Below are 21,198 nucleotides of genomic sequence, written 5' to 3' on the forward strand. Positions count from 1 at the left end.
CTCAGCCTGCGCGGAAAATCAGGTAATCCTCCCAATCGTCCTCGGGCACGCTGCCTTCGCTGAGCATGCGGCCGGACTGGGAAATGCGTTCGTGGTGCACCGCATCGCGGTCACCGCAGACCAGGTGGTGCCAGAGCGGCAAATCCTTGCGCTCACTGACCAGGCGATAGCCACAGGTCGGCGGCAGCCACTTGAACTGGTCGGCCTGGCCCGGGGTGAGCTGGATGCAATCGGGCACCGAGTCCCGGCGGTTAGGGTAGTCGGTGCACTGGCAGGTTTTCAGGTCCAGCAGTTTGCAGGCGATACGCGTGTAATAGACGCTGTTGTCGTCTTCGTCTTCAAGCTTTTGCAGGCAGCACAGGCCACAGCCGTCGCACAGCGACTCCCACTCCTCCTGGTCGAGGTGCTCAAGGGTTTTGCGTATCCAGAAAGGTTCGACTTTAGCGGCCATGGCTCTACATCAGTATCGGTAGGTGAAAAGGTCGCCAGTCTAGTGCCCAAGCCCCCTGGGGCCAAGCGCTTACGACTGCCGGTAAGGCGAGACTTGTCAGACGTGCAGCGGCGACGTAGTTTTGAAGGCCGTTTTTTTCATCAGGATGCGCTTATGAGCTCTGAGCCACGCGTTGCCGATTATCCGATTCATCCGCAGTTCACCGACCGTTGGTCGCCGCGTGCGTTTACTGGCGAGAGCATTGCGGTGGAAACCCTGCTGAGCTTCTTCGAAGCCGCACGCTGGGCACCTTCGGCTTATAACTCGCAGCCCTGGCGCTTTTTGTACGCGCGGCGCGATACGCCGGATTGGCAACGGTATCTGGGCCTGCTGAACGAATTCAACCGTGGCTGGGCACAACATGCATCGGCATTGGTGATCGTGATCTCGAAAACCGACTTTGCGGTGCCTGGCGCCAGTGAAGAAACCCCGGCACTGTGGCACACCTTTGACACCGGCTCGGCCTGGGGCCACCTGGCGCTACAGGCCAGCCTCAGCGGCTGGCACACCCACGGCATGGCCGGTTTCGATCAGGAGCTGACCCGCAAGGAACTGAAAATCCCCGAGGGCTATGCGCTGCACGCGGCCGTCGCCGTGGGCAAGCTCGGTGACAAATCGACTCTGGCGGACTACCTGCAGGCCCGGGAGGCTCCCAGCCCGCGCCGGCCTTTGACCGAGTTGGTGGCTGAAGGGGATTTCAACCTTTAAGCACGGGATCCGCCTGTGGCCAGGGCAGTCGCCGCCCCCCCCTGCCGTTAAACACCGGCAGGGGGCATCGCAAGTTGCTCAAGGGGCTTTAGCGACAAGGCTGGCAAACGCCCTGCGCAGTTCCTCCTTCTGTCGCTTATAAGCCGCCATCACCACCGGCACCATAAACTCCGCGCCCTGCGAATCCATATCCACCGGATAAATCTTCTGGTCTTTGGCCGAATACATAAAGTTCTTTAATTGCAGATCATTGTGATAGATATCCTTGGCTTCCATCTGCGCCAATACATCATCCATTAATGATCGCGCTTCTGGCGGCAAACTGTTTCTTTCAAACTTACTGAGATCCACGCCATCGACTTTGCCCATCTTTATATATTTACGACCGTCCTCGATGATCACACTTGCAAACCCCTCACCATAATATTTATTCAGCGATATCGCCTCTATGCTGACGTATTTAGCGGGAGGTTTGATTGAGGTAGGGCCAAGATCCTTGTAGACACTTTTCCCGTCGCGACTTGCGTAGATGACCCCCTCGCCGCCAAGTCCAATCACCTCCCCCAGATCGTCTGCCACCGACTGCGGAGCGGCGCCGGGCAAACGCAGGCGCTGCCACTGATCGCCCTGTACATGCTGGACCAGCAGCGGTGTCTGCCGACCTTTGTGATAGATCCGAGCCTGCACCACCCCATCCTCGGTACGGGTGACTTGGCGGACTTCATAGACCGCAGTCTTACCAGCGCTGTCGGTGTGGCGGATATGGGACAGGTGGCCATCAGCCGCGACGTAGACCCCCTGACTATTGCGCGAAAGCCCGGCAATGCTTGCGGGTGCAACGCTGTACTCGAGCAGCATCCGATTGCTCAGCTCACTGCCCGGCGCAATACGCGCCACGGCAAGCGTGCCGCCCATCGCCTTGGTTTCTGCGGTGAACCCTTCAAGAGGCCCGCCATAAGGCCGCATCTTGTCGGCGTCGAAGGCATACCATTTGCCGCCCTGGAGCACCGCACCGCCCTCGACACGCTGCCCTGCGACCCTGAACGTGCCCGTGGCCGCGGTGCCATAGTCCTTACTGACCGCCTTCAACAAGTCATAGCTGCCGGAAGCCCCCCTGAGCCGGTTAACCGCCTCAATCCCTTTGGAAACGCCTTTGCCGACCAACCTCGCACCGCCGACCGCCAACTCGCCCCACCCGCCAAGGGGGTTCAATGCACTGATCGTGGCAGCCCCAATGATCTTTGCGCCCTGTAAAACCTTCGCCGCTGCGGATAACGCAGTCCCACCCAATCGGCCCAATTTCCCTGCGCTTGCAGCGCCAGCGCTGAGCAAGCCAAAGATATCCAGCGCAAGGTCAGTAGCCCCTTCGCCATAATTACCCTGCTGGAAATTGCCAATCGCCGAATAAAACGGAACAAGGCTCAACAGATACGCTTCAGCCACTGCTGCCCTGCCCCGCTGTTTGTCCAACGTGGTCTGCCCCCGCGCGTGTTCCTTTATGTCGGGATCATCGAGATCAAGGTGTTCAACAAATGCATCGGCGATGTATCGAGTGCGATCCGAAGCAAGGCTATCCAGTAACGCGTTGCTTACCGGAACGCTTTGTTTGTTCTGCTGCACAGCGTCATTGCGCGGTACGAACTCTCGGGTCTCGCGGACAAGATTGGCCTTTCTTGAAGTGCGCACATCCGCTCGCCAGAGGTCCGTCGATCGAATAACACCTTGGGCAAAGTTGATTTCGTATGCTGCAGGCTCACCCTCCCCTTCAATTTTCAACAGCAGTTCCTGCCCCTTGGGATGATCGGTTTTATCCGTAAATCCAAGGCCTAGCGTGTGGGACAGGTTTTGATAGAAGGTGATTTTTCCATATTCGAATTTCTTCCGATCCGCCAATGGAAGCTGTGCGATCAGGTGTTTGATGGCGACAGCGATCGCAGCCTTTTTACTCCGGATCGTGTCATTGAACTGCTGGTTGAATGCCTCGGTTATGCCAAATCGGTGATTGGCATTCAACTCGGCCAGGGGGATGCGGCTGTCCGCCGAATAGAACACCGCCGGCGACGGCAGGTCCATCATGGCGATATCCAACAGCGAATGATGGCAGACCAATATGGTTGCCGGTGTTCCGGGACCGCCACGGGGATGACGGGTGGTGTTGATCAACGGCTCTTCAAAAAGCCCGCCCAGGTCGCCAAACCGTTGCTTGAGCGCCTCCAGGGCCATCGCTTTGCGACTGGGAATGTCCTTATCCAAGGACTGGCTGGCAGTGATCATTTGCCGCTGGCGGGTGTTGAAGGTGGTTTGCAGCAGGTTCAGCTCTGCGTCGGTGTAGCGCTCATCCTCCTTGCGTTCGAGCAGGCCATTGACCACGCCCCAGTCCACCAGGGCCCCCCGCTGCACATCGCGGGTAAGACCAGGATCGGCCGCGCCCGCACTTTCTGCCTGCTGCATGACCTGGGCGAAGGTCATGTTCGGCACTTTCCCCGGCGACTGGGCCTCGATGGTCGCCGTAGCAATTGCCAGGCTGACCCAGGCCGGGCTGCCATAGGTCACCCGGTCCGGGATGTCCTTGACCAGAAATTCAGGCGCCTTGCGGGCCAGCAACCCATAGGCGCCTACCCCAGCCATCTGCGGGCTGGTCTTGCCACTACTGCTCAGGTGCCTGCTCAACCTGTCCACCACGAAGGAGGCAGGTTTGCCCCAGTGCGCATCGCTGGCCAGGTCGAAACCCGCCACCTTGTTGCGATGAGGCGCGGCGATGGACTGCGGATCCAACTGCACCGCAATGGCGGCCAGCAGATAGTCGTTGACGCTGCGGTCGGTGGCTATCCCGCCCATTTGCTCTTGCAGGTGCTTTCCCAGCCGCTGCCCTTCAGCGGAACTCACCAGGGATTCCAGGGCCTTGACGGGGTTGCTCGGTACCGGTGTGGCAACGGGCTGGCGCTGGTCCAGAAAATCCAGCAGCCCCTGGCCTTGTGCGCCCTGCGGCTGCTCTGCGAGGTGGCTCTGGGCGAACGCACCCAGCCTGCGTTGCTCATCTGGGCTCATGGGCACCGGCCACGACAACCCTCCGCCAAAATCCCCAAGGGGATGCTCCAGGGCTCTTGCAGTGACTGCATCGGCGAGGCTGGTGAGATGAAAGTGGCTGAGGGGCAGGAACAGGCCCAGGTGCCTGATGACGCTCGCCAAAGTGGCGCTCTTGCCGTCTGCCAGGGGATAGGAGGAGCCGGCGTCTATGTCCAGGGGGGTATGCGCCAACGCGGCCTGCACTGCCTGGGGTGTGGCGTTTACCCCCAGCCGGGTGGCGACTTCGTAGAGCTTTTGCCCCAGTACCTTGAGGTTCTGCCTGTCGCCCAGTGCAGCCTCAAGGCCTGGCTTCTCCTCGACCAGGCTGATCCGGACCTCTTCGCCGCCAGTTGCCAGGTTGGATTCCGTCGGTGGGGTGCTGACGGGATCAGCCAACGATGCGGGCAGCATGGCCCCCAGAGACGGTTGCGAAGCAACAGCGCGCGATTCAAGCATGGAGAGGCCTCCCTTCTTAAGGTCAGTGAGCCTCCCACGTTGCCGCCAGCGATAAAATCAGATGCGCGCTACTCGCGATGTGGGGTGTTTCAGTATCCCCGCTCGAAACTCACCTCGCCACGCAGCGAATCCTTGGCCTGGTACGCCCGCAGATTTTCGACAAACAGTGCCACCATGCGCCGCGGGCAGGTCGGCGCCGAGCTGTGGCCGGTCAGCAACAAGCCCCAGGCGGTCCAGAACGGATGGCGCTGTGGCAGTGGTTCCTGGCGACAAACGTCGATGACCGCGCCGGCCAGGTGCCCTTCTTTCAGGGCCTCGACCAGATCGGCATCCACCACCGCCACACCCCGGCCGACGTTGATAAACAGGCCGGTGGGCTTGAACTGCTTAAACAGCGCCGCATCGTACAGATCGTGGGTATTGGGGGTGTTGGGCAGCAGGTTGACCACATAGTCCACCTCGCCCACCAGACGGCCCAGTTGATCCGGCCCGGCTACCTCGATAAACGGGGCCTGCTCCCGGGCTTGGCTGGCAATGCCGTACAACTCCACACCAAAGGGCAGCAGGAATTGCGCCACGCTCTGGCCGATATCACCGGTGCCGACAATCAGCACCTTGCGCCCCGCCAGGCTCTGGCCCATGCGGCTGTCCCACTTGCGCTCGACCTGGCTGACCAGGCGCGCCAGCACCTCACGCTCGTGACCGAGCATGTAGGTGAGCACGTACTCGGCCATCACCTGGCCAAAAATGCCGACCGCGCGGGTCAGGCGATAATCCCGAGGCAAGCCATCGGCCAGCAGCGGCGTGATGCCAGCCCAGGTCGATTGCAGCCATTGCGGGTGATGGCCCTGGCGCAGCAGGGTTGCCAGCAGGTCCGGCTGGCCCAGCCATACCGGGCAATCGGCGGCATGGCGCGACAATTGGGCCGAGTCGCCACTGGTCAGGACTTCAAGATCCGGCGCCGCTTCGCGCAGCAGTCGGGCGTACAGCGGGTGGTCCTGTTCTGCTATCAGAACGCGCATGGTTCAAACCTTTCAAAAACAGTGCAGGCGGCCACCGACAGCAAACTGACTGCAGGGCTCGGGGCTCGCCAGGTCATTCGATTCAAACGTGTCCCGAGCGGGACACGGGTCGATCACATCGGGTCGTTACGGCGCAGCAGTTCTTCGGGCAAGTGCTCGATATATTCGTCATCCGGCGGTGGCATTTGCAGGTGGTAGCCCTGCTTTTGCAGGTTGTCCAGGACCGCGACGATATCTTCCTGCTGCAGTTTGCGTTCCGGCGTCAGCACCAGGTTGAACGCGTGTACCGGCTTGCCGAACACGGTTAGCAGGCCCTCGGGCACGCGTTCCAGGGCATCGCTTTTGAGCACATAGAGGTACATGCCAGCGCGTTTCGGGCTGCGGTAGATGGAACAAATATGTTTCAAGGCTGTTCTCCGGCAGTGGCCAGGCTGTCGAGCAGCGCCTGGCCCATCAACTCGCGGCGCCAGCCACGCAGCGAGTCAGGCAATTGGTAAGGCCCATCGGGGTAGCCACTCTTGACCAGTGCCTCGAGGGTTTTCTTGCGCAGCATCAGCTCCGGGGCCATGTCCAGGCGTTCGGCGAAGGTCTGGCCGAGCGCGCGCAGTTGCTTGATCAGCACAGCGGCATCCACCGGCAACGGCTCAGGCACGGCCGGCGGCCATTGGTCCATCGGCACACTGGCGGCACGCTTGATCAGGCCCAGCAGGAATTCGCCGTCCTGGCGCACGGTACGCGGGTGCATGTCTTCGATTTTGCCCAAGGCCGCGAGGTTATCCGGCTGGGACTTGGCCAGGGGCCATAGCGAGTGTTCGCGGACGATGCGGTTGCGTGGCAGGTCGCGGGCACGGGCTTGCTGCTCGCGCCAGGCGCACAGTTCGCGCAGGACGGCGAGCTGGGCACGGGACAGTTTCCAGGCCAGCTTGGCGTCGCGGTACACCTCGTAAGGGTCGATTTCCCGGCGCAGGTTGGCCACCAGCTCGGCGCCGTCTTCCAGAACCCAGGCGTATTTTTCGTCCGACAGTCGCGGACGCAGCCGTGTATAGACTTCCGCCAGGTGCACCGCGTCTTCAGCGGCGTAACTGACCTGGGTCTCGGACAATGGCCGCTGCAGCCAGTCCGAACGGGTCTCGCCCTTGGGCAACTCGATGTCCAGCACCGCTTGCACCAGGCGCGAGTAGCCCATGGAGAAACCGAGGTTCAAGTAGGCGGCTGCCAGTTGGGTGTCGAACAATGGCACCGGCAGGCTGCCGGTCAGGCGCAGCAGCACTTCCAGGTCTTCACTGCAGGCATGCACCACCTTGATCACCGCCGGGTTTTCCAGCAAGGCGGCCAGGGGTTGCCAGTTATCAATGGTCAGGGGATCGATCAGATAAGCGCGTACACCATCCCCGATCTGGATCAACCCGGCGATGGGATAGAAGGTGTCGACCCGCATGAATTCGGTGTCGAGGGCGACGAATGGCAACTGCTGCCATTCGGCGCAATGCTGGCCGAGGCTATCGTTGTCGCAGATCCAGTGAATATCGATGGCCACACGGCTCTCCCTTGAAGAATGGCGCGCAGTATATATCGCCAGCGGGACTTTCGAGCACCCGCAGTGTGCCAGCCATCATGAAAACTCTGACAGGAGACGAAGAATAGCCCGACAGTTGAGGGTTATCCTCTTTTGCGCAGCACATAAACCCGCCACAGGGCCGAGCCGGGCATGAACTCTTGCTGGTTCAGCACCGTGAAGCCCGCCTGGCGAAACTCCGCTTCCACCTCCACACGATGGGACAACAAGGGTTGCCCTGTGCCCGGCGGGTGGAGCTGACGATGGCGGCTGTCGCTGTCCACCGCGACAATCACCGTGTCGCGGCTGACCCGGTGAAACTCGCGCAACAGCGTCAGTCGCGCCTCGACACTGGAGACGTGGCGAAACAGTTCCAGGCAAAAAATACAGTCCACCGCGTTGGCCGACAGGCCGATGGAAAATGCCGAACCCTGGAACGTCTTGATCCGCCGCAGAAAGGCCGCGCCATAGTGGCTCTGGGCATGATCAAGCATGGTCTGGGAAAAGTCCGAGGCCAGGATCACGCGATTGCTGTGCTCGGCCAGCACCGGCCAGAAGCGTCCCGCCCCACAGGCCAGGTCCAGCAACAGGCCGGGCTCCCCCGCGACTTTCAGAGCCTGGCGCACCAGGCGCTCGTCGCGCCATAACCACAGGCGCCGCAATAAGCCTGGCGGCCGTGGGTCACCACAGACGCGAGCGTGGTCACGATCACAGCGCGCGGCGAATTCAGCCTCGATGGACGATGGGGGTTGCGACGACATCACGGTACTCATGTAGATGAACCGGTCTCTACGGACACTGGACTTTCAGCTTAATCACCCCCGCGTGAAAAAAAGGTCGAAAGACTCAGGGTTCATCATCACGCCTGGTGCAGGTACCAGCGCCAGTCCTGCTCGCCCACCTCGCCCATGAACTGCCGGTACTCGGCCCGCTTGACCGCCAGGTACACGCCGAGAAATTCCTCGCCGAACGCTTCACGCGCCCAGGCCGAACCTTCCAAGGCACGCAAAGTGGTGAGCCAGTCGGTGGGCAGCAGCTCCTTGGCCTGGGCATAACCGTTGCCCGTCACCGGCGCGCCGGGATCGCGCTGCTCGCGAATGCCACGGTGGATCCCCGCAAGGATGGCCGCCGCCGCCAGGTACGGGTTGGCATCGGCGCCACAGATGCGGTGTTCGATATGCCGCGAAAACGCCGGCCCACCCGGCACCCGCAGGCTGACGGTGCGGTTGTCGACACCCCAGGTGGCCGCCAGCGGCGCATAGCTGTTGCTCTGGAAACGCCGGTAAGAGTTGGCGTTGGGACAGAACAGCAGCAAGGAATCGAGCAAGGTACTGAGCATCCCGCCGACCGCCTGGCGCAGCAGCGGCGTACCGTCGGCTGCCTCGCTGGCAAACAGATTGTTGCCATCGGCGTCCGCCAGGCTGACGTGCATGTGCATGCCGGTGCCGGCCAGGTCGTCGAACGGCTTGGCCATGAAACAGGCGGTCATCCCGTGTTTGTGGGCCACGCCCTTGACCAGGCGCTTGTAACGCACCGCCTCGTCCATCGCCTGCAACGCATCGCTGCGATGCTCGAGGGTGATTTCCACCTGGCCGGGGGCGTATTCGGAAATCGCCGTGCGCGCGGGAATGCCTTGCAGCTTGCAGGCGCTGTACAGGTCGGCCAGAAACGGCTCGATCTGCTCCAGCTCGCGCAGGCCGTAGACCTGGGTCGAGCGCGGGCGACCGCCGTCCATATCCCGCGCCGGTTGTGGGCGGCCGTTACTGTCGGGCTTCTGGTCCAGCAGGTAGAACTCCAGTTCCGCGGCCATCACCGGGTAATAACCATCGGCCTTGAGCCCGTCGATGACCTTGGCCAGCAGGTGCCGGGGGTCGGCCACGGTCGCCGGCAAGCCTTCCTCCGGGTGCATGCTGACCTGCACCGCCGCCGTGGGAATCAACCGCCACGGCATGCGCTGCAAACTGCCGCTGATCGGGTAGGCGCGGCAGTCGATATCCCCCACCTCCCACACCAGGCCGGAGTTTTCCACGTCATCGCCATTGAGGGTCAGGCCCAGAATGGTACTGGGCAGCGGCCGGCCGGTGGCGTAGACCGCCAGCAGTTCATCACGGTGCAGCAACTTGCCGCGGGGCACGCCGTTGCTGTCGAGGATGAATAGCTCGAACATCTCGATATCGGGGTTTTGGTCAAGAAAGGATTGGGCTTCGTGCAGGCTGGCAAAGACGGTACTCATGGCAACTCTCTTACGTTTGCGTCAGGCAGGCGCGCGCGACGGCGCACCCGTGATAGGGGCAATCAGCGTAAGGGAGCGGTATCCGGCGGGCGGGCATGGCGGCAGTGCCACAGTGCCCAAAAAGCCAGTTCAGAAGGCAGTGCATCAACGCCCAGCCAACACACCGGGCGGCTGGGCGCGGTGGCGCCAGGCGAGGCCTCGGGGTGAGTGTCGGGGGAACCGTCCATGCAGGGATCACAGTGAAGAGATGAGCGCCAGCCTCACACGCTGGGTTACGCCCTTAAATTCAGTCTTGGTGGAGTTCACTTTCAGGATGACTAAACATTCGCCACCCACTCACCACGTCGACAAACGCCCGGCATGCCGCGCTGCGATAAGCGCCCTTGCGACTGAGCAGGGCCACCGTGCGCTGCGGCAACGGCGGGCGCAGTTGCACCGCGTGCAAGCCCTGCTGGGCCATAGCCACCTCGCGGGGCAGGATCGTCGCCAGTTGGGTATGGCGAATAATTTCAATCACCGCACTGATCGAATTGGCCTGCATGGCAATCTGCGGCGTTACCTCCAGCGTCCGGCAATAGTCATCAATGTAACGTCTCGTCGCAAATCCGCTGTTCAACAGCACCAGGGGTTGCTGCTTGAAGTCAGCCAGCTTGAGCCACTGTTTGCGCTTCAAGGTTGGATGACTGGCGCTGGCCACTACGCTCAACTCCTCGACAAACACCCCTTGGCATTCGATGTCTGGCATGTGCTCGCCGCTGAAGCCAATGCCGATATCCAGCTGATCCTCGGTCAGCGCGCGCTCAAGACGGTCCTGGGGCATTTCCTCGACGCTGACGGTGATCCCCGGATACTGCCGATAAAACCGGGCCAGCAGAGGCCCGATCAGGTACGCGGTGAACGTCGGGGTCATGGCCAGGCGTAAATTGCCGCGGCTCAGGTCCTGCACGTCATGCATGGCCCGGGTGCCCGCCTGCAGATCCTGCAGCGCAAGGCGGGCAAACCGCACATAGGCCTGGCCCGCGTCGGTCAGGTTGACACTGCGCCCGGAACGATCCAGCAGCGGTGCCCCCAGGCTCTCTTCGAGTTGCTTGATCTGTTGCGACAATGTCGGCTGCGACACATGCAACGCTTCGGCAGCCCGCGTGAAGTTACGGTGCTCGGCGACGGCCAGCAGGTAGCGGATATGACGTAGCAGCATGCAAAACACTCCAGCTATAGGCATGACTTATAGAAACCATAATAAGCCGGTCTTGGACGCTATAACCAAAAACTTCCATCCTTGCCCCATCAGCGACGCAAGGAGAAACACCATGCAGCATCTCATCGACGGCTTGCGCAAGTTCCAGAGCGAAGCCTTCAGCCAGCGCAGTGACCTGTTCAAGCAACTGGCAACCACGCAACACCCCAGCACGCTGTTTATTTCCTGCTCCGACAGCCGTGTAGTCCCGGAGCTGTTGACCCAGCAGGAACCAGGCGATCTGTTTGTGATCCGCAATGCCGGCAATATCGTGCCGTCCTACGGCCCGGAGCCGGGCGGGGTCTCGGCCACGGTCGAATATGCGGTGGCCGTGCTGGGGGTCAGCGATATCGTGATTTGCGGCCATTCCGACTGCGGCGCCATGACGGCCATTTCCACCTGCAAATGCCTGGATCACTTGCCCGCCGTGGCCAACTGGCTGCGCCATGCCGAGTCGGCCAAGGTGATCAACGCCGCACGTACCCATGCCTCGGATGCAGAGCGACTGAGCGCTCTGGTACGGGAAAACGTGGTCGCACAATTGGCCAACCTCAAGACTCATCCCAGCGTCGCCCTGGCGCTGGAACAGGGCCGGCTGAGTCTGCATGGCTGGGTCTACGATATCGAAAGCGGCTGCATCAACGCCCTGGATGGCCGCACCGCTCGCTTTGTATCCCTGCTGGACAATCCACAGACCCGCGCACACGCCGCCTGAACCTTATTTAACCGAAGAGGACGTCATCATGCTGCAATCCCAATTGTCCCAAACCCCACGCCTGGCCCTGGCCGACACCGTGATTGATATCAAGGCCCGCAAAAACCTGTCCTGGCAGGACCTCAGCGACGGCACCGGCCTGAGCCTGGCGTTCGTCACCGCGGCCCTGCTCGGGCAACACCCGCTGCCCAAGGACGCAGCCGATGTGGTGTGCGCCAAACTGGGCCTGGACGCGGACGCCAGCCGTCTGCTGCAAAGCGTGCCTCTGCGCGGCAGCATCCCCGGTGGCATTCCGACGGACCCGACCGTGTACCGTTTCTATGAAATGCTGCAGGTCTATGGTTCAACCCTCAAAGCCCTGGTCCACGAGCAGTTTGGCGATGGCATCATCAGCGCCATCAACTTCAAGCTGGACATCAAAAAGGTCGAAGACCCGGACGGCGGCTCCCGCGCGGTCATTACCCTGGACGGAAAATACCTGCCGACCCAGCCGTTCTAATCCCCGGGCAACCGTCTACGCTCTTGGGACATTCACAAGAACGAGGGACGGGTAATGAAGGGAATGCTCCGCGCCACCTGGCTGCTACTGTTGCTGTGTTTCAGCCAGGCCCAGGCCGCAACCCCCAATGAACAGGACGCCCAGGCCGCCAAGGCGCTGCTGGAGAAGGCCCTGGCTTATTACCACGACAACGGTGACAAGGCCTTCGCCGCCTTCAGCCGCCAGGGCGAGTTTGTCGACAAGGACCGCTATGTGTTCGTGGTCGATACCAAGGGCGTGCTGCTGGCCAGTGGCGGTCCGTCATCGGCGCTGATCGGGCGCGACGTGTCCGAAGTGCTCGGGCCGGACCTGCGCCAGTCGTTCAAGGCGGCGCTGAAGATCCCGGAAGGCAATGGCATCCAGCAGGCCGAGTACCGCTGGCAGAACTGGAACGACGGCAAGGTGGAGCGCAAACATGTGTTCTATCAGCGCATCGGCCAGCGCATCCTGGCCGTCGGCTATTACCTGCCCCGGGCCACGCCCGAACAGGCCAAGGCCCTGCGGGACAAGGCGGTCAGGGAACTGGAGAAAAACGAAGCCGGCGCGTTGAAGGCCATCAATGCGCTGCAGGGCGGCTTTTTGCAGGACGACCTGTATGTGTTTGTGGTCGACCTGGATACCGGGCGCTATGTGGCCCACGGCACCAACCTGCGCCTGATCAACACCGACTTCGCCAAGGTCAAGGACCCGGACGGCAAGCCCGTGGGCGAGCCGATCCTGCAACTGATGAAGGAGCAGGATCAGGGGGAATATCAATACCGCTGGAAAAACCCGGTGACCGGCAAGGTGGAAAACAAGCATGCCTATCTGCGTAAGAGCGGGCATTTTCTGGTGGCGGTGGGTTACTACAGCCCGTAAGCGGGCAACGCGCACAGCTGCATTGCATGTAGGAGCCGGCTTGCCGGCGCCTACGCTATCGCGCCTTGTCTTCGCGCCCCCGCAACAGGTGGTTTGGCATCGCAATCGCCGCCGCCAACCCCAGCAACGACACCGCCGCACTGACCATCAGTAAATGCCGGAAGGTGCTCAGCAACTCCCCACGCAACGCATCCTGCGCCGGGCCAGGCGCCGCGTTGAGGCCATCGAGCAGCACATTGCCGGAGCTGCCTTCGGCCATCATCGAACCACTGGCCAGATGGGCAAAACTCGAATCCTGCAACAACGCCAACAGCAAGGCCGACATGCACGCCACCCCAACCGCGCCACCCAGTGAGCGGAACAGGTTGGTGGTGCTGGTGGCGACGCCGATGTCGTGTTGCGCCACCGAGTTTTGCGTGCCCACCAGGGAAGTCGGGAACTGCATGCCCGAGGCAATGCCGCTGAGCACCATGAACAGGCTGCTGAGCATCAGCGATTGGGGTGCGCTAAAGGCCATGCCGAGGATCGCAATCGGCGTGAGCAGCGCCCCGCCAAGGATCATCGGTTTATAGCGACCGGTCACCGAGGTCATGCGCCCGGCAAAGAACGCGCCCATCGGCAAGCCTATGGCCAGCGGCAGCAGATGCAAGGCGGCGCTGTCGGCACCGGCACCGGTGACGCTCTGGTAACGCAGGGGCATCAGCACGATCAGCGAGATGGCCTGGAAGCTGGTGAAGAAAATCGTGCACCAGCACAACACCGCGCTGCGGTTGGCGAACAGGTGCATGGGCAACAAGGGCTCCCGCGCCCGGCGCTCATGCCAGACAAATATGCTCAGCGCCACCAGGGCACACGCCAGCAGGCCCAGCACCTGATCATCACGCCAATGATGGCCCTGGCCGATTTCGGTGATGCCCAGCAACAACGCCGTCAAGCCAATGATCATCAGCAGCGTGCCGAGGTAATCAATGACCGGCTTGCGCTGCGGCACCGGCAGCCCCACCAGGGTGCGATGGGCCACCCACCAGGCGCCCGCGCCCAATGGCAGGTTGATCAAAAACACCCAGCGCCACGACAGGTACTCGGTCATATAGCCGCCCAACACCGGCCCGGCCACGCTGGCGACCGCGTACATGCTGCTGAAGTACCCCTGGTAACGCCCACGCTCACGGGGCGGGATAATGTCGCCGATGATCGCCTGGCTCACGGAAATCATCCCGCCTGCGCCAATGCCCTGGAGGATGCGCGCCAGCACCAGTTGTTCCATGCTTTGCGCCATGCCACAAAACAGCGAGGCGACGGTAAACAGGCCCATGCCGATCAGCATCATCGGCCGCCGCCCATACAGGTCGCCGAGCTTGCCGTAGATCGGCACGGCCACAGTCATCGCCACCATATAGCCGGAGATGACCCAGGCCAGCAGGTTGACGTCGTTGAACTGCGCAGAAATGGCCGGCATCGACACGGCGACGATGGTCTGGTCCAGCGCGCCGAGGAAAATCGCCAGCATCAGGGCGGCGAGGATACTGCGTACAGAAGGAGTGGGCTGGGTCACGACAGAACCTGTAGGCAAGGCCCACGGGAAAAGAGCCCCGTGGCAATGCCCGATAGCTTACTCGATAGCCGGCTACTCGATAGCCTCGTAAGGAAGTCCGACATAATTTTCTGCAATGGTTTTGCGCCCCGCCTGCGACTCGACAAAGTACTCCAGCTCGCTCTGGGCAATGCGTTGGCTGAAGCCATCCGCCTCGGGAAACTGGTGCAGCATCGAGGTCATCCACCAGGAAAACCGTTCAGCCTTCCAGATGCGCCGCAGGCAGATCTGTGAATATTTCTCCAGCAACTCCACGCGCCCTTCCCGGTACACCTTGCGCAAGATAGTGAACAAGGTGCTGACATCACTGGCCGCCAGGTTCAGGCCCTTGGCGCCGGTGGGTGGCACGATATGGGCGGCGTCCCCCAGCAGGAACAGACGCCCGTACTGCATCGGCTCCACCACGAAACTGCGCAGCGGGGCGATGCTCTTTTCGATCGACGGCCCGGTCACCAATTGCACGGCCAACTCATCGGGCAGGCGCGCCTTGAGTTCATCCCAGAAGCGCTGGTCGGACCATGCCTCAAGCGACTCCTCGGCCGGCACCTGCAGGTAATAACGGCTGCGGCTGGGCGAACGCATGCTGCACAGGGCAAAGCCGCGTGGGTGCTTGGCGTAGACCAGTTCGGCGTGGACCGGCGGGGTGTCGGCGAGGATACCCAGCCAGCCGAACGGGTAGACCCGCTCGAAGGTCTGGAGCACATCGGCGGGGATCGACTGGCGTGCCACGCCGTGGAAGCCATCGCAGCCGGCGATGTAGTCGCAGTCCAGGCGCACGTGTTGGCCCTGGTGCTCGAAGGTCAGCCAGGGCCGTTCGCCCTTGAGGTCGTGGGGCTGAACATTGCGCGCTTCATACAGGGTGATCGCACCGGCTTGCTCGCGCGCCGCCATCAGGTCGCGGGTGACTTCGGTCTGGCCGTAGATCATCACGGTCTTGCCGCCGGTCAGGGATTTCAGGTCGATATGTTGCAAGCGCCCGTTCAGCGCCAGCTCGAAGCCTGCATGTACCAGGCCCTCGGCGTCCATTCGCTGGCTGACCCCGGCCTGGCGCAACAGGTCGACCATGCCCTGCTCCAGCACACCGGCGCGAATACGTCCGAGGACATAGTCGGGGGCCTGGCGCTCAAGAATCAGGGTTTCAATTCCCGCATTGTGCAGCAACTGGCCGAGCAGCAGCCCCGAAGGGCCGGCGCCGATAATGGCGACTTGGGTTTTCAGGGTTTTCATTATTTTTATGGCCCGCCTGCTTCCCCCGAACGTATTCAGTGAAAGCGTTGTCATTGGTTTTGGTGCTGGCATTTTTCCCTTGAGTGAGCCCCATAAGAAGGTGAAAACTGAGCCAAAGCCTGCGCTTTTCGCCAATTGGGGCGATTACCGAACCACTGTCCTGAGTATCGGATTGAAACCATGACCAAAAATGCCAGTCCCGCCGTTCCAGTGTTCAAACTCTATGGGGAAAGCCAACAGTGGCCGACCCCGGATTTGTTGCACTGTGAAACCATCTCCCGGCGCAGCCGTGAGTACCAGTGGGAGATCCAGCCCCACCGACATGCGGACCTGTGCCAGTTGCTCTACGTGTACAAAGGCCAGGCGCAGTTGGAGATCGAGGGCCAGCGCACGACGCTGACGGAATCGACCCTGCAAGTGCTGCCGCCGTTATGCGTGCATGGGTTTCGGTTTGCCGAGGATGTGCAAGGGTTTGTGGTGACGCTGGCTGCGCCGCTGGTGGCGCATCTGCAAGGCCAACTGGGCTCGGCGGTAGATGGCTTGAGCGCCCTGGGCAGTTATCCGGCGGGCCAGGACAGTGACTACCTCAATAGCCTGTTTGCCCGGTTGCAGGATGAATACAACGACAACTTCCCGGCCCGGGACATGATGATGCACGCCCTGGTCAGCGTGCTGTTGGTGTGGATCAGCCGCCAGGCCATCCAGCGCTGCCATACCCGGGTGCCACGCAGCCTTGAGTATTTTCGGCGCTTCACCCAGTTGGTGGAGCAGCACTACCGCGAACACCCGAAGATCGAAGACCTGGCGCACAAGCTGGGGATCTCGGTGTCGCACCTCAACGGCACCTGCCGCGAACTGGGCGGGCAGCCGGCCTTGCAGATCATGCACGACCGCCAATTGCTGGAGGCCAAGCGCCTGCTGACCTACACCAGCATGACCATCAATGAAATGTCCGACGTACTGGGGTTCTCTGATCCGACGAACTTTTCTCGACTGTTTCGCCGCCGCGTCGGGTTTTCACCCAAGGTGTTTCGCGAACAATTGAATGCAGAGTGATCGACCGCCCACCTTCTGTAGGCCGATTTACCGTGGTGAGAAGGTTTGTTGTGCTGAGGGGGCTTGTTGTGGCGAGGGGGCTTGCCCCCGTTGGGGCGCGAAGCGGCCCTGAAATGGGACTGCTGCGCAGTCCAACGGGAGCAAGCTCCCTCGCCACAAGAGCCATAGAAGCCCCAGAAGCCACAGGAGCTCCATTGCCACCACAGCCCTCCGGCTTAGCGCAACGCGCTCAGGGTCGCCGAGTAGGTGCATTGTCCGTGGTTGCAGGTTGCGGCCATGCCGGGTTGCATGCGGGCCTGTTCGGCGCGGTAGGCGGCGGTGCCATAGAGGGCCGTGGCCAGGGCGCAGAGGGTAAAAATCATCAGGTACTTTCTGGTTTTGATCGTCATGGCGGTGACCTCCGGACAGATCAAGAAGGTGCTGTGGTAAGCATAGGTCAGCCAGGGCGAGTTGCCAGTATTGAGGGGTATTCAGGCGCCTTATCGCACGTCTAGCCCTGCATCCCATTGCGGCTGCGGCGGGAACCTCAACACCAGGAAATCCAGAAGGCTGCGCAACGCCTGGGGCATGTGCTTGCGCGAGGCATACACCGCGTACATGTTCATCTGCCGTGGCTCGGCATGGGGCAGCAGGCGGATCAACTGGCCGCTGCGGATGTAGTCGCCGGCCTGGTAGGTCGGCAACATCGCCACCCCCGCCCCGGCCAGGGTCACGCGTAGCAAGGTGCTGGCTTCATTGGCGCTGATGTTGCCGTGTACCGGCACCGACACCGGCTCGCCATCTTCCTCGAAATGCCACAGGCTTTTGCCGAAGTAGGAGTGGGTCAGGCAATTGTGCCCCGCCAGCTCTTCTACCCGCTGCGGTTGCGGATGTTCCAGCAGATAGGCCGGCGACGCGCAGATCACCGAGCGGCATACCGTCAGGTGCCGCGCAATCAGGTTGGGGTCCAGGTCGTTGCTGGTGCGGATCGCCAGGTCGATGCGCTCATCCACCAGGTTCACCGTGCGGTCGAGCATTTGCAGATCAATGGTCACCTGCGGGTAGCGCTTGACGTACTCGGCCATCGCCTCCGCCAATTGCGCCTGGCCAAACGAGGTGCTGACACTCAGGCGCACCAGGCCCCGAGGGGTGTCGTCCGGTTCGCTGACGGCGGCCTGCATGTCGCAGGACAATTCCAGCATCTGCCGGCAACGCGGCAGGGTTTCGCTGCCGGCGGCGGTCAGGCTGAGCTTGCGCGTGGTGCGGTGCATCAGGCGCGCGCCCACCCAGTCCTCCAGCTCTGCCAGGTAGCGCGACACGACTGGGCGAGACAGGTCCAGATGATCGGCGGCCGCAGACTGGCTGCCCAGGTCGACCACCGTGACAAACACCCGCATTGCTTGAAGACGATCCATGATTTGCCCGGTTTTAGAAACAAACTATGTTCCAGCATCGCATTTTTTGCTGCGTTAAGTGCAACTAAGCTCTGTCCATCGCCTGCCAAGGCACCTCTGACCTGGACCTGAACATGCTCACCACCCTCAAGCGCTTTGTATTGGCCACAACCGTACTCGGCTTTGCCGCTCACGCAGCTGCCGCCGACCTTACTCTCGACGTGTACAACCCCGGTGAATCGGCGATCTTCCCCGTCAGCTCGGTGCTGGTCAGCGGCGAGAAAGACGCGATCCTGGTAGACGCGCAGTTCGGCAAGGGCCAAGCCGAGCAACTGGTGCAGAAGATCCGCGCCAGTGGCAAACAGCTGACCACCATCTACATCAGCCATGGCGACCCGGATTACTACTTCGGCCTCGACACCCTGGCCAGCGCTTTCCCACAGGCCAAGATCCTTGCACCGCAGCCGGTGGTCGACCATATCAAGGCCACCGTTGCCGGAAAAGTCGCCTACTGGGGCCCGAAAATGGGTGCTGACAAACCCGCCAGGACCATCATTCCTCAGGTCCTCGAAGGCCATAGCCTGACACTCGAGGGGCAACCGCTGGAAGTCATCGGCCTGGACGGCCCGCAGCCGGATCGCAGTTTCGTCTGGATCCCATCAATCAAGGCCGTGGTCGGCGGCGTGGTGGTCTCGGACAATATCCACTTGTGGATGGCCGACACCCAGGGTGCGCAATCCCATGCCGATTGGCTGGGCACCCTGCAACGTATCGAAAAACTCAAGCCGGTCACCGTGGTACCGGGCCACTACCTGGGCACGCCTTCGGTCAAATCCGTCGCCTTCACGGCCGACTACATCAAGGCTTTCGATGTAGAAACCGCCAAGGCCAAGGATTCCGCCGCCCTGATCGCAGCCATGAAAAAACGCTACCCGAAGCTGGCCGATGAAAGCTCCCTGGAGCTGAGTGCCAAAGTCGCCAAGGGCGAAATGCAGTGGTGAATTGATCCAACTCTTACCGCACTGGAGAACGTCATGAGCAAGATCGCAATCATTGGTGCCACCGGCCGTGCCGGTAGCCAACTGCTGGAAGAAGCCCTGCGTCGCGGCCATACGGTCACGGCCATCGCACGCAACACTGGAGCTATCGCCGCGCGCCCGGGCTTGACCGTCAAACAGGCCGACGCCCTGGACGCTGCAGCCCTGCAACAGGCCATCAGCGGCAGCGACGTGGTGATCAGTGCTGCGCACTTCGCCACCCTGCCGGCCCCTGCGGTGATCGGGCCGGTAAAACAGGCGGGCGTGAAGCGTCTGCTGGTGGTGGGTGGCGCAGGCTCGCTGCTGTTGCCGGACGGCGGGCGGGTCATCGACAGCCAGGGTTTCCCTGCCGAATACAAGGCCGAGGCCAGTGCTGGCGCGGCATTCCTCGACACCTTGCGTCAGGAAAAGGAACTGGACTGGACCTTCCTTTCGCCCTCGGCAGAATTTGTCGAGACCGCGCGCACCGGCACGTTCCGCCTGGGTCAGGACGACCTGTTGGTGAGCAGCGCAGGCCGTAGTTGGATCAGCTTTGCCGACTTCGCCATTGCCCTGATTGACGAAGTGGAAACACCGAAGCATTCGCGCCAACGCTTTACCGTGGGTTACTGACACACCCTGCCGACGAAATCGCCCTGGCTTGTGTGGGAACTGTCTTACCCGGTTCCCACACAAGCCGGTGCCGGTTTTTTCAATAGTCCCTGCGACTTTCTGATTTGCCCACTGCCCTGCGCAGCCGCCTAATAGCAGCCTTGTCCATTCAAGGCCCGCCCATGGAAAACGTCCACGCCAAACCCACCACCGCCCTCTGGCTGATGATCAGTGTTGTGCTGGTGGCCCTCAACCTGCGCCCGTCCATGGCAGCAGTCGGTCCTTTGTTATCGTCGATCCGTGGTGATATGCCGCTGAGTTTCAGCACCGCGTCGTTGTTGACCATGCTGCCGGTGATGGCGATGGGCTTGGCGATGTTCTTCGGCATGGGCCTGGGCAAACGCTTTGGCGAACATCGCAGCATCGTGCTGTCGCTGGTAGTGATTGGCCTCGCCACCCTGTCACGGCTGTTTCTCGACTCCGCCGCCGAATTGATCCTCAGCGCCATCGCCGCCGGCGTGGGCATTGCGCTGATCCAGGCGTTGATGCCGGCGCTGATCAAGTCGCGCTTTCGTGACAATGTTTCACTGTTCATGGGCCTGTACGTCACCGCGATCATGGGCGGCGCGGCATTGGCGGCGTCATTCTCGCCGCTTATCCAGGTGCAGACCGGCAGTTGGCGGATCGGCCTGGCCATCTGGGCGGTGCTCGCCGTGCTGGCGCTGCTGTTCTGGTATGCCCAGCGCGCGGCATTGCCTCCCCTGCCCCACGCCGCTACCGGTGCGCAGGCGTCGTTTTTGGGTAATCGCCGCGCGTGGTTGCTGGCGATATTCTTCGGCCTCGGGACCGCTTCCTACACCTGCGTGCTGGCATGGCTGGCGCCGTACTACGTCGAGCAGGGCTGGAGCGAACAGAGTGCCGGTTTGCTACTGGGTTTCCTGACCGCCATGGAGGTGGTCTCCGGGCTAATCACCCCGGCCATCGCCAACCGGCGCCAGGACAAGCGCGCTGTGGTGGCCGTGTTGCTGGTGCTGATCATCGCCGGCTTCTGTGGCCTGATCCTCTCCCCACAGCACCTCACCCTCCTGTGGCCATGCCTGCTGGGCCTGGGCATTGGCGGGCTGTTCCCAATGAGCCTGATCCTGTCCCTGGACCACCTGGACAACCCGCGCCGTGCGGGTGGCCTGACAGCCTTCGTGCAGGGTATCGGCTACCTGATTGCTGGCGTGTCGCCACTGATCGCTGGGGTGATTCGCGACCAACTGGGCAGTTTCGAATGGGCCTGGTGGTCGCTCACGGCGGTGGTGGGGGTGATGCTGCTGATGGTCCTGCGCTTCGACCCGCGCCACTACGCACGGCATATTCGCTAGGGCGTCGTGTTCCAAACAGTATCTGTCCCACAACAGACATAGAAAGGTCCGACAGACCTTTCTATTGGCACG

20 protein-coding genes are annotated in these 21,198 nt (G+C 61.9%); 8 read left to right on the plus strand and 12 right to left on the minus strand.

What is annotated here, in order from left to right; translation table 11 throughout:
- Position 1: 1 nt before the first annotated feature.
- Positions 2-451, minus strand: a complete 450-nt coding sequence (locus HBR94_RS21720; protein WP_029292333.1) for a YcgN family cysteine cluster protein — start codon at positions 449-451, stop codon at positions 2-4.
- 153 nt (positions 452-604) lie between these two features.
- Here HBR94_RS21720 and HBR94_RS21725 point away from each other — a divergent pair, with 153 nt between their 5' ends.
- Positions 605-1,198: a nitroreductase family protein gene (locus tag HBR94_RS21725; protein ID WP_120732150.1), complete on the plus strand. Its 594-nt coding sequence runs from the start codon at positions 605-607 to the stop codon at positions 1,196-1,198.
- A 78-nt stretch (positions 1,199-1,276) separates the two neighbouring features.
- Here the strand turns inward: HBR94_RS21725 and HBR94_RS21730 are convergent, their stop codons facing one another.
- The 7 genes from HBR94_RS21730 to cynR all read right to left on the minus strand — a co-directional run bounded on the left by HBR94_RS21730 (position 1,277) and on the right by cynR (position 10,728).
- Positions 1,277-4,720 carry a hypothetical protein gene (locus HBR94_RS21730; protein WP_170045517.1) on the minus strand — a complete coding sequence of 1,148 codons (3,444 nt, stop codon included), beginning with the start codon at positions 4,718-4,720 and terminating at the stop codon, positions 1,277-1,279.
- An 89-nt stretch (positions 4,721-4,809) separates the two neighbouring features.
- Positions 4,810-5,742: a D-2-hydroxyacid dehydrogenase gene (locus tag HBR94_RS21735; RefSeq protein WP_170045518.1), complete on the minus strand. Its 933-nt coding sequence runs from the start codon at positions 5,740-5,742 to the stop codon at positions 4,810-4,812.
- Positions 5,743-5,855: 113 nt separating this feature from the next.
- Positions 5,856-6,149 (minus strand): YcgL domain-containing protein, encoded by a 294-nt coding sequence (locus tag HBR94_RS21740; RefSeq protein WP_057441287.1) that lies wholly within the window; start codon positions 6,147-6,149, stop codon positions 5,856-5,858.
- The gene (rnd, locus tag HBR94_RS21745; protein WP_057958805.1) at positions 6,146-7,279 is read right to left on the minus strand and encodes a ribonuclease D; all 1,134 of its coding nucleotides are present in this window, start codon (positions 7,277-7,279) and stop codon (positions 6,146-6,148) included. The genes HBR94_RS21740 and rnd overlap by 4 nt, the downstream gene beginning before the upstream one ends.
- A gap of 122 nt (positions 7,280-7,401) precedes the next feature.
- Positions 7,402-8,058 carry a class I SAM-dependent methyltransferase gene (locus tag HBR94_RS21750; protein ID WP_057441289.1) on the minus strand — a complete coding sequence of 219 codons (657 nt, stop codon included), beginning with the start codon at positions 8,056-8,058 and terminating at the stop codon, positions 7,402-7,404.
- 98 nt (positions 8,059-8,156) lie between these two features.
- A complete protein-coding gene (locus HBR94_RS21755) occupies positions 8,157-9,530 on the minus strand; it encodes a glutamine synthetase family protein (protein ID WP_057441291.1) in 1,374 nt (457 codons plus the stop codon).
- 286 nt (positions 9,531-9,816) lie between these two features.
- Entirely contained in the window at positions 9,817-10,728 is a 912-nt protein-coding gene (cynR, locus tag HBR94_RS21760) for a transcriptional regulator CynR (protein WP_170045519.1), read from the minus strand.
- Positions 10,729-10,840: 112 nt separating this feature from the next.
- On the opposite strand from cynR, the gene HBR94_RS21765 reads away from it, so the two are divergent.
- From HBR94_RS21765 to HBR94_RS21775, 3 genes are read left to right on the plus strand one after another with little or no spacing between them, the layout of a single operon-like run.
- Positions 10,841-11,482 carry a carbonic anhydrase gene (locus tag HBR94_RS21765; RefSeq protein WP_057958801.1) on the plus strand — a complete coding sequence of 214 codons (642 nt, stop codon included), beginning with the start codon at positions 10,841-10,843 and terminating at the stop codon, positions 11,480-11,482.
- Positions 11,483-11,510: 28 nt separating this feature from the next.
- Positions 11,511-11,981, plus strand: coding sequence for a cyanase (cynS, locus tag HBR94_RS21770; RefSeq protein ID WP_057958800.1), 471 nt, complete (start codon positions 11,511-11,513; stop codon positions 11,979-11,981).
- A 54-nt stretch (positions 11,982-12,035) separates the two neighbouring features.
- A complete protein-coding gene (locus HBR94_RS21775) occupies positions 12,036-12,878 on the plus strand; it encodes a cache domain-containing protein (protein WP_057441329.1) in 843 nt (280 codons plus the stop codon).
- Positions 12,879-12,933: 55 nt separating this feature from the next.
- Here HBR94_RS21775 and HBR94_RS21780 read toward each other — a convergent pair whose 3' ends face one another.
- Both HBR94_RS21780 and pobA read right to left on the minus strand, forming a co-directional pair.
- Positions 12,934-14,388, minus strand: a complete 1,455-nt coding sequence (locus HBR94_RS21780; protein ID WP_057441330.1) for an MDR family MFS transporter — start codon at positions 14,386-14,388, stop codon at positions 12,934-12,936.
- 117 nt (positions 14,389-14,505) lie between these two features.
- The gene (gene pobA / locus HBR94_RS21785) at positions 14,506-15,690 is read right to left on the minus strand and encodes a 4-hydroxybenzoate 3-monooxygenase (RefSeq protein WP_170045555.1); all 1,185 of its coding nucleotides are present in this window, start codon (positions 15,688-15,690) and stop codon (positions 14,506-14,508) included.
- Between the two features lie 189 nt (positions 15,691-15,879).
- Here pobA and HBR94_RS21790 point away from each other — a divergent pair, with 189 nt between their 5' ends.
- On the plus strand, positions 15,880-16,755 hold the full coding sequence (locus HBR94_RS21790; RefSeq protein ID WP_115127604.1) for a helix-turn-helix domain-containing protein: 876 nt from the start codon (positions 15,880-15,882) through the stop codon (positions 16,753-16,755).
- Positions 16,756-16,970: 215 nt separating this feature from the next.
- Here the strand turns inward: HBR94_RS21790 and HBR94_RS21795 are convergent, their stop codons facing one another.
- Together HBR94_RS21795 and HBR94_RS21800 are read right to left on the minus strand one after the other, a co-directional pair.
- Positions 16,971-17,144, minus strand: a complete 174-nt coding sequence (locus HBR94_RS21795; RefSeq protein ID WP_162947714.1) for a hypothetical protein — start codon at positions 17,142-17,144, stop codon at positions 16,971-16,973.
- Between the two features lie 90 nt (positions 17,145-17,234).
- The gene (locus HBR94_RS21800; protein WP_057441299.1) at positions 17,235-18,149 is read right to left on the minus strand and encodes a LysR family transcriptional regulator; all 915 of its coding nucleotides are present in this window, start codon (positions 18,147-18,149) and stop codon (positions 17,235-17,237) included.
- Positions 18,150-18,262: 113 nt separating this feature from the next.
- Here HBR94_RS21800 and HBR94_RS21805 point away from each other — a divergent pair, with 113 nt between their 5' ends.
- The 3 genes from HBR94_RS21805 to HBR94_RS21815 all read left to right on the plus strand — a co-directional run bounded on the left by HBR94_RS21805 (position 18,263) and on the right by HBR94_RS21815 (position 21,126).
- Positions 18,263-19,129, plus strand: coding sequence for an MBL fold metallo-hydrolase (locus HBR94_RS21805; RefSeq protein ID WP_170045520.1), 867 nt, complete (start codon positions 18,263-18,265; stop codon positions 19,127-19,129).
- Between the two features lie 33 nt (positions 19,130-19,162).
- Positions 19,163-19,777: an NAD(P)-dependent oxidoreductase gene (locus tag HBR94_RS21810; RefSeq protein ID WP_170045521.1), complete on the plus strand. Its 615-nt coding sequence runs from the start codon at positions 19,163-19,165 to the stop codon at positions 19,775-19,777.
- A gap of 161 nt (positions 19,778-19,938) precedes the next feature.
- Complete coding sequence (locus HBR94_RS21815; RefSeq protein WP_169960404.1) at positions 19,939-21,126, plus strand: cyanate transporter; 1,188 nt, start codon at positions 19,939-19,941, stop codon at positions 21,124-21,126.
- Positions 21,127-21,198 lie beyond the last annotated feature (72 nt).

The sequence above is a fragment of the Pseudomonas sp. WS 5412 genome (genome assembly GCF_012985615.1).
Taxonomy (GTDB): Bacteria; Pseudomonadota; Gammaproteobacteria; order Pseudomonadales; family Pseudomonadaceae; genus Aquipseudomonas; species Aquipseudomonas shahriarae.